We start from the raw sequence: 17,532 nt of genomic DNA on the forward strand, positions 1-17,532 counted from the left end.
TCCAGTCACTTGAGCATGCCCTGCTGGCGAGCCAGGGTAATTGCCGCATAGCGGCTGGACACACCCAATTTGGCGAGGATGTTTTTCACGTTCCACTTCACGGTGCCAAAGGTGATGTTGAGCGTCAGGGCGATTCGTTTGTTGGACATGGCTTGGGCGACCAGCCCGAGGATCTCCAGTTCACGAGGTGTCAGGCTGGCCCGCGGCCCCTCGTTCGAATGCCTCGGCGCGCTCACCACTGGCGTGGGCTGCGCCTGGGTCGTTTCATGGCAAAGCAATGCGTTCAAATAGTCGCCGACCGAACCTTCACCGGCGATTTCGTCCTGCCATTGCGCCAGCAGCGACAAAAGCGCCGGGCCTTCATCGAGCAAGGTCCGAACCAGCCCCATCCGGGCCCCGGCATCCACGGCCTGTTGCAGATTGGCCCGCACCGACTCCGGCTGTTCGAGCATGGCGTGGGCCTGCGCGCCGAGCAGGTGCGCCCGGACCAATGACCGCCCTCGCGCCGACTGCTCGGCAAAGGCGATCACGGCCTGTAGTTGCTCCAGCGTACTGAGCGGATCACGCATTGCCAGCGCGAGCCGCGCTTTGGACAAGGCTGTCTGGCAGGCAATTTCATCGCGCGCCTCTGCGTGCGGGCGTTGCGATGCCTCCAGGGCCGACAGGCGAGTCACCAGCTCACTGGCGCGACGATTTTCACCTTGCAGCACCAGCACCCGGACTTGCTCAGCCAGCATGAATGCCAACAATCGGTCCAGGCCCAGCACATGAAAATGCGCGCTTTGGGTTTCGAGGAAGTTCAAGGCTGCCTGCGGCGACTCGCGCTGCAAGGTGATACGCGCACGGCATATTGACGCCCGGCCCATGACATCCGGCATGGATGAACGCAGGATGCCGCTGCGGTTGGCCAACACTTGCAGCGCATCATCGAGCCGATCCAGTTCGTACCAGGCATCGCATAGCGTGGCGGCGCACAGATTGGCCGCCACCGACCCGCGGCCATACGCCTGCTCGGCGCGAGCGTTGACGCTGGTCCCGATGCGTTGTGCCTGTTGCGCATTGCCCTCACTGAGGCTGGTCAGTGCCCGGGTGCTTTCAAAGACCAGCGCCATGTCGTTGTCGCAGTGACTCAGATCGACGGGATGCTGTTCATGAAGCTTTCGCGCGTCGTCCGGACGCCCCACTGACAGGTAGGCCGTGGCCAGGGCTGACAGACTGATGTAGCGCAGGGAGTGGTTTTCCAGCGGCGTCTGCAGGGTCGGCTCCAGCAACCCGATGACCCGACGGGGCTCATCCAGTTGCAACGCGATGGCGGCATCGGCCAGCACCAGTTTCGAGGAGATCGCCGGCAGACGCGACGCCTCGCTGCGGCGTATCTGTTCCAGCCAGCGCTGGGCCTTTTCCGGTCTGGCCGTGAAGGCATACGTCAGGCAGCCCATGATGAACAGTTGCGGATGGGCGAACAGAATGTCCTGGGGCAGGCGTTCGAGCAGGTGCAGCATCGGACTGATGTAAGCCATGCTCCAGGTCGTCGATGCGGCTTGTTCCATGGCCTTGACGGCATCATCGCGGTCACCGCCCAGGTTGGCGTGGCGCACGGCCTCCACCAGATAATCATGCTCGGCAAACCACTGGCTGGCGAGGCGGTGAAGCGCCTGGACCGTAGCCTCGCCGTGGGTCGACAGGCGCTGGGTTAAAAACTCGCCGAACAGCGGGTGAAAGCGATACCAGGGCGTACTGTCATCGGACTCGATGCGATGAATCAGCAAATTCTCGTCTTCGGCGCGCTTGATCATGTCCTGGACGTGAGCGCTTCCCGTGACGAACTCGCTCAGGTCGGCGTTGAAGCGGCGCAGGATCGAGACTTTTTCCATGAACTCCAGCAACTCGGGTGGCAAACAGGCCAGCACGTCTTCGGTCAGGTACGCCTGCAGATCTGCCGAGTTGCGCAGGATCGAGCGCAACTGCGAACGCCGGGTTGGACGCACTCGCAACATGGTTGCAATGGGTTGCAGGCTGGCGGGCCAGCCATGGGTCAAGTCATGAATCAAGCGTTCCTCATCGGCCGTCAGCGACAGGGTGCTGAGGTTCTGCTTGAAGAAGTCCCGGGTCTCGTCCAGATCGAAAGGCAGCTCGACGGTATCGATCTCGGCGACATGCCCCTGCATGCGCAGCCGCCCCAGGCTCAATGGCGGCGTAGTCCGCGAAGCGATGGTGACGTGCAGGTTGGCCGGGCAATGGTCGAACAGTTTCTGCATCAGGCGATGCGAGGCCGGCGAATCGACATGATGAAAATCGTCGAGCAGCAGGTGCAACTCTCTCTCGATGTTCTGCGCCGCAAGGGTGACCAGGGCGATCAAGGCGTTGATCGACTGCTCGCTGCCGTCACTGTTGAGCCAATCCTGTTCGATGGCGATGCCCAGGCGTTGCAAGGCTGCCAGTAAATAGGAAAGAAAACTGGCGAACTGCCGGTCATCAAGGCTGAACGAGACCCAGGCCACATCCAGCCCGGCTTTCATCAATTCCAGGCGCCACTGGGCCAGAAGAATCGTTTTACCGAACCCCGCTCCTGCGGTAATCAGGCTGGCACTGCACGGTTGCGAGTCGCGCAGGCGCGCCAACAGATGCGCGCGCGGGATATGCCGGGCACTCAGGCGCGGCGGCGAGAACTTGGTGGCGACCAACAGATCGCCGGCGTTGATGACATTTGTCTGCATGATTGGGTCTCCGCCCTTTGGCTTATTGCCTGTATGTGCGGCACATCCTGCAACAGACGAAGTGACGCTCGCCCCGTCCGCAAGGGGGGGGGATCGAGTCTTGGGGACTCGCGTAATTTCAAATCCAGACAGAAACGTCAATTGCATGTTGATCGAGGATTGGAGATGAGCGAGTCCGTTTCTTTTGAACTCAAGGGCCAGGTGGGCTGGATCACCCTGACCCGCCCGAAAGCCATGAACGCCCTTAACCGTGAAATGCTGGAGGCCATGACCGCCCGCCTGAACGCCTGGGAAAATGACGATCAGGTCCGCGTGGTGGTCCTGACCGCCACGGGGCCTGCCTTCTGCGCCGGCGCCGACCTCAAGGCCGGCGGCACACCACAGCCTGGCGAGAAAGACCTGCTGGACACCATCGTCACCTTCTTCGACGCGCTGCGTGCCTTTCCCAAGCCAGTGATTGCCGCCGTCAACGGCATGGCCCTGGCCGGTGGCCTGGAAACCGTACTGTGCTGCGATCTGGTGATTGCCGCGCAAAGTGCTCGCTTTGGTGATGCCCACTCCAATTTCGGCGTATTCCCAGGTGGCGGTGGCGCGGCGGTATTGCCCCGCAAGATTCCGGAGAACATCGCCAAATACATGCTGTTTACCGGTGACGCCCTGCCCGCCCAGGACATGAAGAACTACGGCCTGGTCAGCGAAGTGGTCGCCGACGCCGAACTGGTTGATCGCGTCCAGGTCCTGGGCGACAAACTGGCGCAAAAAAGCCCGCTGGTGCTGCGCAAGATGAAAAGAGTGGCCGACGAAGCTGGCGACAAGACCCGCGCCGATGCATTGCGCCAGGAACTGCTGGAACTGCGTAACCACCAGCGCTCCTACGACATGGCCGAGGGCGTGCGCGCCTTCGCCGAGAAGCGCAAGCCGGATTTCAAGGGCTACTGATTCGCCACTTTAAAACCTGTGGGAGCGAGCCTGCTCGCGAAGAGGCCGGTACAGCCGCCACATCTTCTGTGGTTGGAATTCAGTCTTCGCGAGCAGGCTCGCTCCCACAGGAAGCGCATTGAGGCGCCCTGCCCCATTTTCTGAAAGATTCGAGGTAGCAATGGAAAACGTATACATCGTCGGCGTCGGCATGACCGCCTTCGGCCGTCACACCGACAAGACCATCAAGCAACTGACCGCCTGGGCGGTGGAAGATGCACTAAAGGACGCCGATTGCGACCGCAAGTGGATCCAGGTCGGTTTCTTCGGCAACTGCACCCAGGGCCACTTTGACGGCCAGCACATGATCCGTGGCCAAGTAGCGCTGCTGCCGCTGGGCCTGGACAGCATCCCGATCTTCAACATCGAAGGGGCCTGCGCCTCGTCGAGCCACGCCTTCAACCTGGCCGTGACCCAGTTGCAGGCCGGCGCTGCCGAAGTGGCACTGGCGGTCGGCGCCGAAAAAATGTTCTACAGCGACAAGTCGAAGATGTTTTCCGCTTTCGAGTCTGCCTGGGACATCGAGACCTTCGAAGAAAACAAGCACTACCTGGCGAGCATGGGCAAGGGCATCGTGCCGCCTGCCGGCTCGCAATCGGAAAAACCCTACAGCCCGTTCATGGACGTCTACGCCGCCCTGGGCCGTGGCGGCCTGATGGAGCGCTATGGCATCACCCAGCGCCAACTGGCCGCCGTGTCGTCGAAGAACCACGGTCACTCGGTGCACAACGAGCGCTCCCAGTACCGCAATGCCATGAGCATCGAGGAAATCCTCGCCGCCCCGCCGATCACCTACCCGATCACCCTGCCGATGTGCTCGCCGATTTCTGACGGCGCCGCTGCCGTGATCCTGTGCACGGAATCGGCAATGAAGAAATACGGGTTCAACAGGAACCGTGCAGTCAAGGTTCTGGCCAGTGTCGTGCGCTCTGCCTCGGCCCGTGCCGCCGAAGACTTCGACAAGGGTTGCACCCACCTGGCCGGCAAGGCGGCCTTCGAGCAGGCAGGCATCAGCCCGCAAGATGTCGATGTGGCTGAAGTGCATGACGCCACCGCCATTGGCGAGCTGCTGGCGATCGAAGCCCTGGGCCTGTGCGAACCGGGCATGAGCGGTGTGATGGCCGAACGTGGCGACAGCGCCCTGGGTGGCCGGTTGCCGGTCAACCCGTCCGGCGGCCTGGAGTCCAAGGGGCATCCGATCGGTGCCACCGGCATCGGCCAGATCTTTGAACTGGTCGAGCAACTGCGCGGCAACTGTGGCCCGCGCCAGGTCGAAGGCGCGCGCATCGCCTTGCAAGGCAACGGCGGCGGCCTGTGGCGCGTGGAAGAGTCCACCGAGCACGTCGGCATTTTCGGCCGCGCCTGATCGTTTTATGGAGGGTGGCGACTCATGGGAAACCACGCATTTCCTGCGCCGCACTCCACCTACTATGATTTCACCAGAGGAAAATATGATGACCATTCGTTTTGATGATCGCGTCGCAATTGTCACCGGTGCCGGCAACGGTCTTGGCCGCGTTCATGCGTTGAACCTGGCGGCTCGCGGCGCCAAGGTTGTGATCAACGACTTCGGCGGTAGCCGCGACGGTTCCGGCAGCTCGTCTGACGCCGCCCTGGCGGTGGTCGAGGAAATCCGCCAGGCCGGTGGCGTCGCCATTGCCAACGGCGCCAACGTGGCCGACTACGAACAAGTCCAGGCCATGGTCAAGCAAGCGGTCGAAGCTTTCGGTCGCGTCGACATCCTGATCAACAACGCCGGGATCCTGCGCGACAAGTCGTTCGCCAAGATGGAGATGGCCGACATCCATGCGGTGATCAATGTCCACCTGATGGGCTCGATCAACTGCACCAAGGCAGTGTGGGAACTGATGCGCGAGCAAAACTATGGCCGCATCCTGATGACCACCTCCGCCGCCGGCCTGTTCGGCAACTTCGGCCAGGCCAATTACGGCGCAGCGAAAATGGCTGTAGTGGGCTTGATGAACATGCTCGCCATTGAAGGCCGCAAGAACAACATCCTGGTCAACACCCTGGCGCCGATGGCGGCTACCCGCATGACCGAGGACGTGATGCCGGCCGAACTGCTGGCGGCCAGCCGTCCTGAGCAAGTAACCCCGGGCGCACTGTTCCTGGTCAGCGAAAATGCACCAACCAAGCTGATTCTCGGGGCCGGTGCCGGCGTGTTCTCCGCCGTGCGCATGGAAGAGACTGCTCCGGTGTACATCGGCAACGAGGATCTGACACCGGAAGCCGTCGAGGCGCACATGGCGCAGATCACCGACTGGAGCACTGCCGTAGAGCGTTTCGACGCCAACGCGCAGGTCAAGGAGTTCATTGACACTGCCATGGCGGCCATCAAGGCTCGTCAGGCCTGAGTATTGCCGGGCCCTGGCTCGGGTTAAACTCGCGACGATGATCGCAACGGGCGTGCAGCCACACGCCCGGACGGAGAATGAACAATGACAATAATGAACTTCGCACACACGGTCGGTAACCTGGCCGTGCGGTTCGGCGATCGGGAAGCCCTGGTCAACATCGAGCGCAATCGCCGCTACAACTTCCGTGAACTCCACTCGCTGACCAACCGCGTCGTCAACATGCTGCGCGGGCGTCTTGGACTTCGCCGCGGGGATGTCTACCTGTGCATCCTGGAAAACGACAACATCTCGCTGTTCCATGCCTGGACGGCGCTCAAGGGCGACGCCGCCGCAGCTTACGCGAACTATCGCGACGCCTTCGAAGAGCATCGCTGGCAAATCGAATTCCTGCGTCCCAAAGTGGTGTTCATCGAGAACGCGTTGATCGATCGTTACTTCGACTCGCTTCACGCTCAGGGCATCACCGTCGTCTGCATGGACCCTCCAGAACACCCGTGTGACGGGCTGTTGTATTTCTGGGACCTGCTCGACGGCGTGCCGGATCACAATCCGGGCGTCGACAACGACACTCAAAAGGACACGCTGGTCTATCGCTTCACCGGCGGCACCACCGGTCAGAGCAAGTGTGTCGCCTACACCATCGAAAACTGGATGGCGCTGCGCGACTCGATGTACCTGGAAGCCGAGCAACCCTATCAGCCGGACACCCGTTTCCTGCACATGGCGCCCATCAGCCACGGTTCCGGCCTGGGGTTGCTGCCGACGCTGTTCCGCGGCGGCTGCACCCTGACCCAGAACATCCCGGACCTGGCCCGCCTGTGCCGCAATATCGAAGCAGAAAAGGTCACCATGACCCTGCTCGTGCCGACCATGATCTATCGCCTGCTGGAACTGCCCGAATCGCGGGACTATGACCTGTCTTCGCTGCAGACCATGGCCTACGGGGCAGCACCGATGAGCCCGGCGAAATTGCGCCAGGCACAGGAACGCTTCGGCAATATTTTCATGCAGATCTACGGCGCCACTGAGTGCCTGCATGCCGTGGCTTTGCTCGGCAAGGCCGATCATTTGACCCAAAACGATAAGCAACTGTCTTCGGCCGGGCGCATCGCTGTCGGTGCCGAGATCCTGATTGTCGATGACAACGGCCAGGAAGTGCCCCTGGGCACGACGGGAGAGTTGTGGGTGCGTTCCCGGGGCACCATTTCGGGCTACTTCAACAACCCGCAAGGCACCGCGCAGGAGTTCCACAACGGTTACTGGAAATCCGGCGACCTGGGCTACATCGACCAGGAAGGCTTCCTGTACCTGGTCGACCGCAAGAAAGACATGATCATCACCGGTGGTTTCAACGTGTACGCCATCGAGGTGGAAGCGGCGCTCAATGCCCACCCTGCGGTGCTGAACTCGGCCGTCGTGGGTATTCCTCATGAAGAATGGGGTGAGGCGGTGCATGCCGAAGTGATCCTCAAGGACGGACAGATCGTCTCGGTCGAGGCGCTGATCGACCACGTCAAGGGGCGCCTGGGGCGCTTCAAGGCACCCAAGTCCGTCCAGTTTGTCGAGGCTCTCCCGCTCAGTGTGGTGGGCAAGGTGCTGCGCCGCCAGGTGCGTGAAAAGTACTGGAAAGACAAGACGCGTTGCGTGTCCTGATTCGCTGTTTGTTCTGAACGTTTACCCCTTCGTTTTCGCCCTGATGTCCCCTTGCCGCCCTTGGTCAGGCTGGGGACATCGGGGCTTTTTTTGACATGTTTTGCAGGCGTGCTCACTCCCCCAAGGACCTGCACTGATCCTGTAGGAGCGAGCTTGCTCGCGATGGCGGCAGGTCAGACAGCACGCATGTGACCGTTAGACCGCTATCGCGAGCAAGCTCGCTTCCACAGAGTGTTCATGTCCCTCAGGAGGCCGGTTGTGCCGGCGGCAATTTCCAGCTGCCGTCCAGAATCGACTGCTGCGGCAGATAGAACCGCACCATGTAGTTCCACCCCGGCATGATCGGCAGGCAATTGTCCGTGCTGGCCGTGCAACCGCCAAACTGCACTGGCACTCGCCCGCTCTGGTCTTTCTTCGCGGTCAGGTTGTTCAGGGTGTAGGCCTCAAGCGCGTTCGGCCGGAACCGGCCATCGGCATCGTAGACACTGATCGACCAAAAGGCTTGAACCGGTACCTGGTCCACGACCAGGCGATAAGGGGTCTGGCCATCGTTACGTTCAGGCGTGACGATCTGGTAAAAGGCGTCTTTCTGCGGATTGCCACCCCATGCGGTCGCGCTGCCGATCAAGTGCCGCACCGGGTCCACGTCACCGGTCTTGCCGAACATATCCCGTGAATCGTCCAGCGACTGGCCCAATACGGCCAACGCGCCGCGAATCCTGGCCCGGCTCGTTTCATCCCACTCGGGTACGTCGAAGCGCCCCGGCCCATTGGCCTGGCTCACGACAATGGCGTCCTGCAGCGCATGGACCTTGTCCAGGTCCGACGGATCGGCCGGATTGACCAGGATCCGCACGCCGAGCATGACGTAGCGCGTGCCCACCTGCGCCCGGCTGACGGTGTACTGGCCGGCGACATAATCAACATCCACCACATGATGGTCTTCGTTGATCAGGGCCAACGAGATATAGCGCTTGCCGGCATCCGGCAGGGTGACACTCACAGGCCCGGCATCCAGATCGAACACAGCGGTGGAATAGAGCGTATCGCGATTGGGCCGCACGACGGTCTGGGCGCCTGCCGGCACCAGTTGCCGCCAATGGAAGAACTGGCCCAGCCCTGCCCGCTTGATGGTCATGGCGAAATACCGGTCAGATTCGGCACGGGCAAAATTGTCGACCGTTACCTGTACCGGCACGCCCGGCAATACCTGGCTATGCGCGGCGGGAAGACAGGTCGCCAGCAACGCGCAAGACGCCAGCAGCACTTTCCATTCGTTCATCGGTTTGTCCTTGGCAATAGTAGATATGCGTTTCATAGCCGCACCAGCGCAGGCGGGAAATACTCGCCGCTGGCCACCGGCCCCTTGGCGCCGTAGTAGCGCAGCATCAGCCGGAACGGCTCGCCTGCCACAGTCGGCAACCAGTTGTTCTCGGCCGCCCCGGGTGGCAGTTGCGGTCCGAAGTACAGCGTGAGGGAGCCGTCGGCGTTGTAGTGCAGGTCCGATTGTTTGTTCAGCAAGAACCGGTCAAGCGCATTGGGCAGCACCCGGAACGTCTTGCTGTTGGTGGCCGTAACGGACCAGAAATACCGTGCAAACCCCTCAGGCAATTGCTCGCGCGGGAAGGTCAGCGTGTAGCTTTGCCCGCCATCGAGGACCTTTCCGTCAGCATCCCGTGCGCCACGGTAATAGTTGACCTCCGCACTGGTATTGGCCCAGATGCCGCCAAGATCGATCAGCGTCCGGGTCAGATAATCACTGCCATAGGCGCCTGAAATCGCAGGCCGAACCCAGCCATCGCGCACCGTGCCCGGTCCGATGGTGGATGCTGCGCTGGCAAGGCTGGCAAAGGCATGCGTCTTGATCTGCTGGTCGATGCGCGCACGCTCGCCGGGTTGCTTGATCTGCTCGGCAATGCCACGCACCTCGGCCTGCAGCGTCTGCATGCCGGGATTGAGATCAGGTTCCTCAAGCGCCACCGAAGCGGCATCGAACGCTTCCACCGTTGGCAGCTTATACAGCTCGAACATCAGCGCCTTTGGCACGGACGGCAATTGAGGCGAGCCTGTAGGTCGCATGCTGAACTGATGTTGCAGATGCTCGGCAACTTTCCAATCCGGGCCCAGCTCCACCCGAGACAGCACGCGAGCCGTGCGTACCGGCAGGTCGATTCGCCGGACATTGGCCGGCAAATCCACTTTCGCGCCCTTTAGGCACACCGCGAACTCACCATCCGGGTGGTCGGCGAACGCGCGTTCATTGATGTTGGCCAGGGTTTCCCCCCAGCCATTGAGCAATTGCACCGTGTAATAGCGATCAGTGATCTTCGGCACGCTCACCTGGGTACAACTGTGCTCATCGACGGCTACCCAGGCTTCCGAATAGGCAACGTCGAGATTGGGATTGGGCCAGTCGACCGCACCGGGTTTTCGGTGCACCAGGTGGTTCCAGGTCATGCCCTCCTGAAAATCCAGCTGCTGCTGGCGCATGACGAGCAAACGCCCGAGCAGATAGATATAGGCATTGCTGACTTGTTGGTCAGTGAAGGCAGGTGGTGATGTAGCGGGCGATTCGACGGCGCCGGCACTGGCAAACTGGATCGCCCCTGCAAGTAAGGAAGCGGCAAAGAGGCCACCGCCACGCGCCAAACGTGAAGTTACTGTCATTGTTGTTCTCCATCGTGGTCCATGAATGAACCGTTATGCCTCTGCCAGCGCCATACCGCCCCTCTCGTTAAGGGGGGTATGGCAGGCAAGCAAGATGGGAACGTAACCTCAGGCCACCTCGACATCCCTGAGCGACGCCATGTCGATCACGAATCGATACTTCACATCATTGTTCTGCATGCGCGTGAACGCCTGGTTGATGTCCTGAATGTCGATCATTTCGCAGTTGGGCAGCACCCGGTGCTCGGCGCAGAATTCGAGCAGTTCCTGGGTCTGTTCCAGCCCGCCGATCAACGAGCCTGCAATCGAGCGGTTGTTCACCGCCAGCAAGGCCCCGTGTATCGGCTCCAGCGGCTCCAGGGCGCCAACCAGCACCAGCGTACCCTGGCGGGCCAGCAGCATCAGGTAAGGATTGACGTTATGGGTGCGCGGAATGGTGTCGAGAATCAGGTCAAAACTGCTGGCGGCGCCTTTCATGGCCTGGGGTTCGCTGGATAGCAGCACGTGGTGCGCGCCCAGTGCGCGGGCATCGCCGGCCTTGCCTGGCGAGGTGGTAATCACCGTAACTTCGGCGCCCAATGCCACCCCCAGTTTGACCGCCATGTGCCCCAATCCACCCAGTCCCACCACTGCCAAGCGTGTACCGGCCTTGACCCCGTGTTCACGCATCGGCGTCCAGACGGTGATGCCTGCGCACAGCAACGGGCCGGTGAAGCGCGGGTCGAGTAAAGGCGGTACCCGTAATACGAATGACTCGCGCACCACGATGTGTTGGGCGTAGCCGCCGCGCGTCACTTCACCGCTGATACGGTCCAGGCCGTTATAGGTCGGTGTCATGCCTTCGGCGCAATGCGGCTCCTGGTGATGCTCGCAGGCTGCGCACTGCTGGCAGCTGTCGACCAGGCAACCGACAGCGACCAGATCGCCAGGGCGATATCGGCTGACGGCCGACCCCACGGCGGTAACCCGGCCGACGATTTCATGGCCAGGTACACAAGGAAAACGCGTGCTTTTCCAGTCGTTGTGCACGTAATGCATATCCGAATGGCAGACGCCGCAATAGTCGATGTCGATGGCGACATCATCATCGCGCAAGGCTCGGCGTTCGAAACGCAGGGGGCCGAGCGGGGTGTTGGCTTCGTGGACGCCGTAGCCGATGCAGGTGGTCATGTTCATGCCTCCATTGTTGAGTGAACAACACGCCCCCTGTAGGAGCGAGCCTGCTCGCGAAAAACGTTCAGACAACGCAGTCACTCAGGCAGCCCGCGTCATCGTTAACGACCATCGCGAGCAGGCTCGCTCCTACAGGGGGTATGTGGTGTTCATGGGATTTGGGTCAAATTGAGGGGCGCAACCACGGCGCGGCGCTGGTTTGCGGCGCGGCGATCTGGTTGGAGATCCACTTGCCCATGCGGCGCATCGGCTCGATGGAATCCTGTGGCGCGGCAAACTTCATGGCGGCGGCGTATCCCAGGGAAACGATGCGCTGGGCGCCATACAGCGGCAGCACATCCTTGAGCTGGTCCTTGATGCTTTCCGGATAGACGCCGACGGTCTGGGTATAGGCATCAACCGCCGCCATCATTTCGCTCAGATCATCGACTGGCACCAGATTGGCCGTGCGGTCATCCAGGCTGGCGGAAAAAGACACAGGCTCGGGCAGCTGGGAACAGATGATCGCGCCCTCGCCTTCCTTGCCGCCGATGACCTTGTACCACTCGTCATCCAGGCGCAGCGCTTCGACGTGGGCCTTCAAGCCCTGGTCGTAACGCTTGGGCGTGGTGCTCAAGGTATTGGGCAAGCCGATCATCGCGTCGTAGACGTATTGGCCAAACGTGTTGAGCTTTTGCAGGCCTTGTTCGTCGGTGCCACTCTGCACATAGACCACCCGCGCGCATACGCAGCCCTTCTGATTGATCGCGCCGATGTCGGCCGCCAGGCGCACCGCCGCTTCACGCATGTTCGCTTCGCTGTCGAAGGTCTCCTGGCCGATGATGCTGGCGCTGCGCTTGGGATCGAGGGAAATCAGTTCCAGCCCCGGCTGGATGTATTTGGTCACGTGCTTCATCGATGCGAAGCCGCCCCAGGCGACGATTTTCTCCAGGTTTTGCGGCTGGTACAGGCGCTGCTCGAACGCTTCGTCTCCCCCCTTCCAGTAGGCCACCGAGAGGTGTTTGGTCAGCGGGTGATCAGGGGCCATGTCGACCATGGTGCGGGCAATGGCCAGCGCAGTGAACGGGTCGTTGGACGGTGCCTTGATGATCGCGTCGCTGCGCAGGACCATGTTGCGAATGATGGTCCACAACGACAGGGACACGGCATTGCCGGCGACGATGTGCAGGGTTCGCGCACCGAAGCAGCGTACCTCGAGTTCGGTGCCGTCGAGCAGGGTCTGCGGCACCCAGCCTTCCAGGTACTTGATACCGACCGTGGTCTCTGCCATCTCGGTGATGAACTCGCGGGTCAGCAGATTCTGCAGGCCCATGTACGAGCCCTTGACGATGGTCGGCGTGGTGGGCGCAGTCAGGTACGACAGCTCGCAGGCTTCCTGCAGGTAGCGATTTTTGTCCAGCGCCAGGCGTTTACCGAGTTCGACGGCGTAATCGAGGATGTCATCGAAACTCAAGGTGTACAGGTCGGCAAGCCTGGCTGGATTGCCAAGCGGCAATTGGTCGATGTATTTGCTTGCGTCGGGGGTGAGGAAGCTCAGGTCGCCACCTCGGCCACCCACTTCAATCAGGTTGTCGGTAATGATCTGACCGCGAATGATCATCGGTGCTATGGGATGGGACATGGCTCAGCCTTCCAGGGTGTTGAGGAAATCCATCGCTTCGCGATGAGACTGTTCGGATGCGGCGCAGGTGATCTTGTCGTCCCCGCCGTTCTTTTCGCTGTAGCGCTGGATCGCACCGACCACGTAACGGCTGTGGCGGCCACAGGTGCAGGGCTCATCCCACTCGATGGTGACTTCGTCGCCGGTGATGAAGCCGCCCCAATGAATATCCGCACCGAGGTCGAAGAACGCCGCGCGCCCGGTCTGTCGCCCCTGGCGCGGCAGCGGTTTGCTGGTATCGGGATCAAGCAGGAAGGGAATCGCGGTGTGCGAGAAGTGGTAGTTGCCCTGCTCGCATTTGAGGTGCGAACCGCTGACGACCTCCGACATCGCATAGGACTCGTTCAGCGTCTTCACCCCCAGAAAGCGCATGACGTCTTCACGCCAGTTCTCGGGCGGTACGACCCCTTTGGCACCACCGGTGGTGATGATGTAGGAATCGGCATGGAACACCCCTTCGAGGCCACGCTCCAGACCGGCCACGGCCATGTTGTGCAGCAGGTTCCAGGTGCCGCCGATATACACGCGCTTGCCCTTCAGGCGGGTAGCGATGTCATCGAAAAATGCCGCCAGGTGCTGTGGCATCTCGGCCTGTTGCTGGTCGAAGGCTTTTTTCTTGGCCAGCAACTCAGGCGCCACCACCAGGCGATCCAGCGTGCCATTGGCGTGGGCGGCCCGCAGCCTGGCACCCAGGCGCAACACGTCGCTGGACAGGGTCGATGGATAAGCCGGGTGGAAGTGCGAGAGATCGGGCAGCAGCACCCGAACCAGCGAGCCCATGCCGCGCAAATGGCTAAGGTAGCCTTTGTGGTAGTACGGGTACGCGGTGTGCAGGTCCGGGTCCGGGGTGTCCGCGCCGGTCATGTTCCAGGCGTAGAGTTTGCGCACCTGGGACGCTTTTTCGAACTCACGGGCGCTACAGGGCAAAAACGACAGGGTGCCGGAGGTGCCCGAGGTGTGGCTCAGGCACAGCTCGGGGATGGCGCTGTCCATGGTTTCGAACCAATCGTCGAGGCCTTTGCAGGCACTGACGTCGACGGCGGCGATTTTTTCCGCCAGCTCGGGAAGCACCAGTTTGCCCAGCCATTTATTGATCGCGGCAAAATTGTTCTTTTCCAGCAGCGATGGCGGGTAGGACTTGAACAGCGTGTGCTCGAACAGCAAGGGAACGACGTCGTCCAGTTGTTCGATGCTCTCGATGCCCTCGGCATCCGCCAGTTTTTTCAGGACCGCGACACGGTCGCGCATCTGCGCGAAACGGCGCTTGAGCCCGGCCAGCTGCAACACATTGATCTGTTCGGCCGGCATCTGCTTCCAGTTCTGCAGGTTATGCCCGACCAGGGCCGCCGGATCGCTCAGCAGCAGTTCGACCTGTTCTTCTATTGTTGTTGTCATGGGACAGTCTCCGGGAATTCACTGGTTCGTGCCTTGACCGTCGATGCGTAACGGTCTTGATGGCGGACCCAGTTTAGGGGCGCGCAAGGCAAAATCATTTCCGGATTCCGGCGTCCAAAAAATCAACGTAAGCGTTTGTTATATATGAGTATTCTTATTCTTTATGGACAAGTGGCGCGGGTTATTCCGCATCTGCCGTGGTCAGCAGCGCATGGACCATGCGCGTCAGCAGGCGAACGGTGTCGTCATCGAGCAGGTACGCGGGATTCTCGATCATCAGCGCCCGAGGTAAAGCGGTGACGGCCTGGTAGGCGAGAAAGCCGGCTTTTTCCCGGTCACGCACCAGAACCTGATCGGAAAAACGCTGTACCAGGGCCGGAATGACCATCGAGATCCAGAAGCGCTCCGGCTTGACGATGTCCAGACGCACCAGTTCTCCGTAGTGAGCACTCTTGAGACTCAGCTCCGAATCGACCTGCAACCAGCGATGCAAGGCGCAAAGGCCGGTGCGCAGCACCATTTCGATGCCGTCATGGAGCGTGGCCGTGTCGGGCAACGCCAGGATGCCGGCGATCACTTGCTGGCGGACATCGGCGCGATAGTCCTCGAAAATCGCGCCGATCAGCGAGTCGATGGTGGGGAAGTATTCGTAGATGGAACTGATCGCGACGCCCGAGTAATCGGAAAGCCGGTAGATCGACAGCGCCTCGCGCCCTTCCCCTTCGAGAATCTCGCGCCCGGCGATTTTCAAGGCGTCGACCAGCGCAACCGAACGTGCCTGCTTCGGTTGCTTGCGAGGTCTGGCCGGCAGTTCCAGCAGAATGTTGTCGTGGCAACGAGAGGACGCCACCGTCCCCTCGTTGCCCGGCATCAGGGGGCCTCGGCGGGCCATGGCTCAGGGCGTCACGACGTTGAACGTCGGCTGGAAGCTGGTGAGCATGCCGAGCATCGCCTTGAAGCGTTCCGCATCGCCTGCGAGCTTGATATCCCCCTGCTTGATCGCCGTCGGGAAATCGAGCTGGCGCAGGCTGATCTGGTCCAGCACGGACTTGCTCATCGTGACCGAAACATCGGCCTTGGCATGGCTTGCACGCTCACGATAGGTCAGTACACCGTTGCGCAAGGTCAAGGCGAAGTGCTGGTCAAGGTCATCGAAGTTCCAGTTCAGGGTCATGTCGTGACCCTGGGCCTTGTCCGAATCCATGCGCACGGCCAGCAGGTCCATGAACATGGTCGGCGTCGCCGCTCGAATCAGGTCGGCAGTGGCACGGGCGCCCTGCTGCGGCTTGATCTGACGCAATTCCTGCGCGCCGGTGAGGTACATGTTGCGCCAGATCGCCGACTCGCTGCGATAACCCAACTGCTCCAGCGCATCGGCCTGGGATTCACGGGCCGCCTTGTTCTCGGGCTCGGCGAACACCAGATGATTGCCCAGCTGGGCTGCCCAGCGGTAATCGCCTTTGTCCATCGCTGCGTGCATCTGCGTCAGTACCTTGTCGGCCCCGCCCATGGCTTGCACGTAGTGTTTGCTAGCTTCCACCGGAGGCAACGGATCCAGCGTCGACGGGTTGCCGTCGTAGAAGCCCAGATAGCGTTGATACACCGCACGGGTATTGAAACTCAGCGTGCCGTAGTAGCCCCTGGCATACCATTTCTGGTCGAGGTCGCCAGGCAACTTCTTGACCGCGTCGGCAATCTCCAGCGGATTCATGCCCTGGTTGAGCAGATTCAGGGTGCGGTTGTTAATGAAGGCGTACATGTCACGCTCGTCGGCCAGCATGTTGCGGATATTTTCCCCGCCCCAGGTCGGCCAGTTGTGCTGTGCGAACATCACCTGTGCCTTGTCGCCATAGCGCACCAATGCGTCGTCGAGGAACTGCGCCCAGGCTTTGCCGTCCCGCACTTCGGCGCCACGGGGCGTAAGCAGATTGTGCATCGATCGCACGGCGTTTTCGGATACACAGAGCGCCTGCATTTGCGGCAGGTACAGGTTCATCTCCGATGGGGCCTCGGTTCCAGGAGTGAGCTGGAACACGACCTGCACGCCGGAAATGTCGTGGGTTTCCTCGGGTTGGGCGATCAGGTTGGTCGGCGCAATCAGGCTGATGGTGCCACCCAGCGGGACGCCTTTGCCAATCCCCGAGTCCACCTGTCCGCGCTCGCTACCGGCCACTGCACCACCGCTCTGGAACATGCCGCGGCGAAACATGGCGTTGCCCGCCAGGACGTTCTCCTGGATGGCGTGTTCCATGAAACCGTCCGGGGCGTAGATACGAACCTTCCCGGCCTTGACGTCTGCCTCGTCGACCACGCCGCGCACACCGCCGAAATGATCGACGTGGCTGTGGCTGTAAATCACCGCCACCACGGGTTTGCGCGGACGGTTGCGGTAGTACAGTTCAAGACCTGCTTTCGCGGTCTCGGTGACGTAAAGCGGGTCGATGATGATCAGGCCATCGTCACCTTCGATGATGGTCATGTTGGCCAGGTCGATGCCGCGTACCTGGTAGATCTTGTCGGTGACCTGGAACAGGCCGGCATTGGCATTGAGCTGCGCCAGGCGCCACAGGCTGGGGTTCACGGTGTCCGGGGCCTGCTCCTGCTTGAGGAAATCGTACTGATGCGAATTCCACACCGTATTGCCATTGGCATCCTTGATCTCGCCCTCGAAGGCGGCGACCAGCCCGCGGCGAGCGTCCTCATAGTCGGCACGATCCTGAAACGGCAGTTGTTTGAGCACTTCCTTGTTGACGGCAACCGTCGTCGTGCTGGCGGATTTTGAGGACGTGACCGGGGCATCTGTGGCCCACGACAGACAGCTGGTAAAAGCGAAGGCAACAGCCAGTGCAACAGAGGAATAGCGCATACCAAAATCCTTAAGCGTGGCTCGTGTCCACTTTGATGGGTGGGG

General features: G+C 61.2%; 12 protein-coding genes. 4 read left to right on the top strand and 8 right to left on the bottom strand.

All coding sequences use genetic code 11. The features are described from left to right. Window positions 1-5: 5 nt before the first annotated feature. A complete protein-coding gene (locus tag ABTV29_RS15525) occupies window positions 6-2,717 on the bottom strand; it encodes a LuxR C-terminal-related transcriptional regulator (RefSeq protein ID WP_433771651.1) in 2,712 nt (903 codons plus the stop codon). A gap of 165 nt (window positions 2,718-2,882) precedes the next feature. Here ABTV29_RS15525 and ABTV29_RS15530 point away from each other — a divergent pair, with 165 nt between their 5' ends. The 4 genes from ABTV29_RS15530 (at window position 2,883) to ABTV29_RS15545 (ending at window position 7,726) form a co-directional block, all read left to right on the top strand. Then, the gene (locus ABTV29_RS15530; RefSeq protein ID WP_433771653.1) at window positions 2,883-3,656 is read left to right on the top strand and encodes an enoyl-CoA hydratase/isomerase family protein; all 774 of its coding nucleotides are present in this window, start codon (window positions 2,883-2,885) and stop codon (window positions 3,654-3,656) included. A gap of 160 nt (window positions 3,657-3,816) precedes the next feature. Continuing rightward, a complete protein-coding gene (locus tag ABTV29_RS15535; RefSeq protein ID WP_433771655.1) occupies window positions 3,817-5,061 on the top strand; it encodes a thiolase family protein in 1,245 nt (414 codons plus the stop codon). Between the two features lie 88 nt (window positions 5,062-5,149). Further along, on the top strand, window positions 5,150-6,070 hold the full coding sequence (locus ABTV29_RS15540) for an SDR family NAD(P)-dependent oxidoreductase (RefSeq protein WP_433771657.1): 921 nt from the start codon (window positions 5,150-5,152) through the stop codon (window positions 6,068-6,070). An 84-nt stretch (window positions 6,071-6,154) separates the two neighbouring features. Beyond that, window positions 6,155-7,726, top strand: a complete 1,572-nt coding sequence (locus ABTV29_RS15545; RefSeq protein WP_433771659.1) for an AMP-binding protein — start codon at window positions 6,155-6,157, stop codon at window positions 7,724-7,726. A gap of 244 nt (window positions 7,727-7,970) precedes the next feature. On the opposite strand, the gene ABTV29_RS15550 is transcribed toward ABTV29_RS15545, so the two are convergent. The 7 genes from ABTV29_RS15550 to ABTV29_RS15580 form a co-directional block, all read right to left on the bottom strand. Next, window positions 7,971-9,044 (bottom strand): DUF1254 domain-containing protein, encoded by a 1,074-nt coding sequence (locus ABTV29_RS15550; protein ID WP_433771661.1) that lies wholly within the window; start codon window positions 9,042-9,044, stop codon window positions 7,971-7,973. After that, on the bottom strand, window positions 9,041-10,393 hold the full coding sequence (locus tag ABTV29_RS15555; RefSeq protein ID WP_433771663.1) for a DUF1214 domain-containing protein: 1,353 nt from the start codon (window positions 10,391-10,393) through the stop codon (window positions 9,041-9,043). Before ABTV29_RS15555 ends, ABTV29_RS15550 begins: the two co-directional genes overlap by 4 nt. A 108-nt stretch (window positions 10,394-10,501) precedes the next feature. Next, entirely contained in the window at window positions 10,502-11,563 is a 1,062-nt protein-coding gene (locus ABTV29_RS15560) for an NAD(P)-dependent alcohol dehydrogenase (RefSeq protein ID WP_433771664.1), read from the bottom strand. Window positions 11,564-11,729: 166 nt separating this feature from the next. Continuing rightward, window positions 11,730-13,187, bottom strand: coding sequence for an acyl-CoA reductase (locus ABTV29_RS15565; protein ID WP_433771666.1), 1,458 nt, complete (start codon window positions 13,185-13,187; stop codon window positions 11,730-11,732). Window positions 13,188-13,190: 3 nt separating this feature from the next. Continuing rightward, window positions 13,191-14,621 carry a hypothetical protein gene (locus ABTV29_RS15570; protein ID WP_433771668.1) on the bottom strand — a complete coding sequence of 477 codons (1,431 nt, stop codon included), beginning with the start codon at window positions 14,619-14,621 and terminating at the stop codon, window positions 13,191-13,193. 181 nt (window positions 14,622-14,802) lie between these two features. Next, window positions 14,803-15,492, bottom strand: a complete 690-nt coding sequence (locus tag ABTV29_RS15575) for a TetR/AcrR family transcriptional regulator (protein ID WP_433771670.1) — start codon at window positions 15,490-15,492, stop codon at window positions 14,803-14,805. A gap of 24 nt (window positions 15,493-15,516) precedes the next feature. Beyond that, window positions 15,517-17,487, bottom strand: a complete 1,971-nt coding sequence (locus ABTV29_RS15580) for an alkyl/aryl-sulfatase (RefSeq protein ID WP_433771672.1) — start codon at window positions 17,485-17,487, stop codon at window positions 15,517-15,519. Window positions 17,488-17,532 lie beyond the last annotated feature (45 nt).

The organism is Pseudomonas putida (genome assembly GCF_050989985.1).
Lineage (GTDB): Bacteria > Pseudomonadota > Gammaproteobacteria > Pseudomonadales > Pseudomonadaceae > Aquipseudomonas > Aquipseudomonas putida_AI.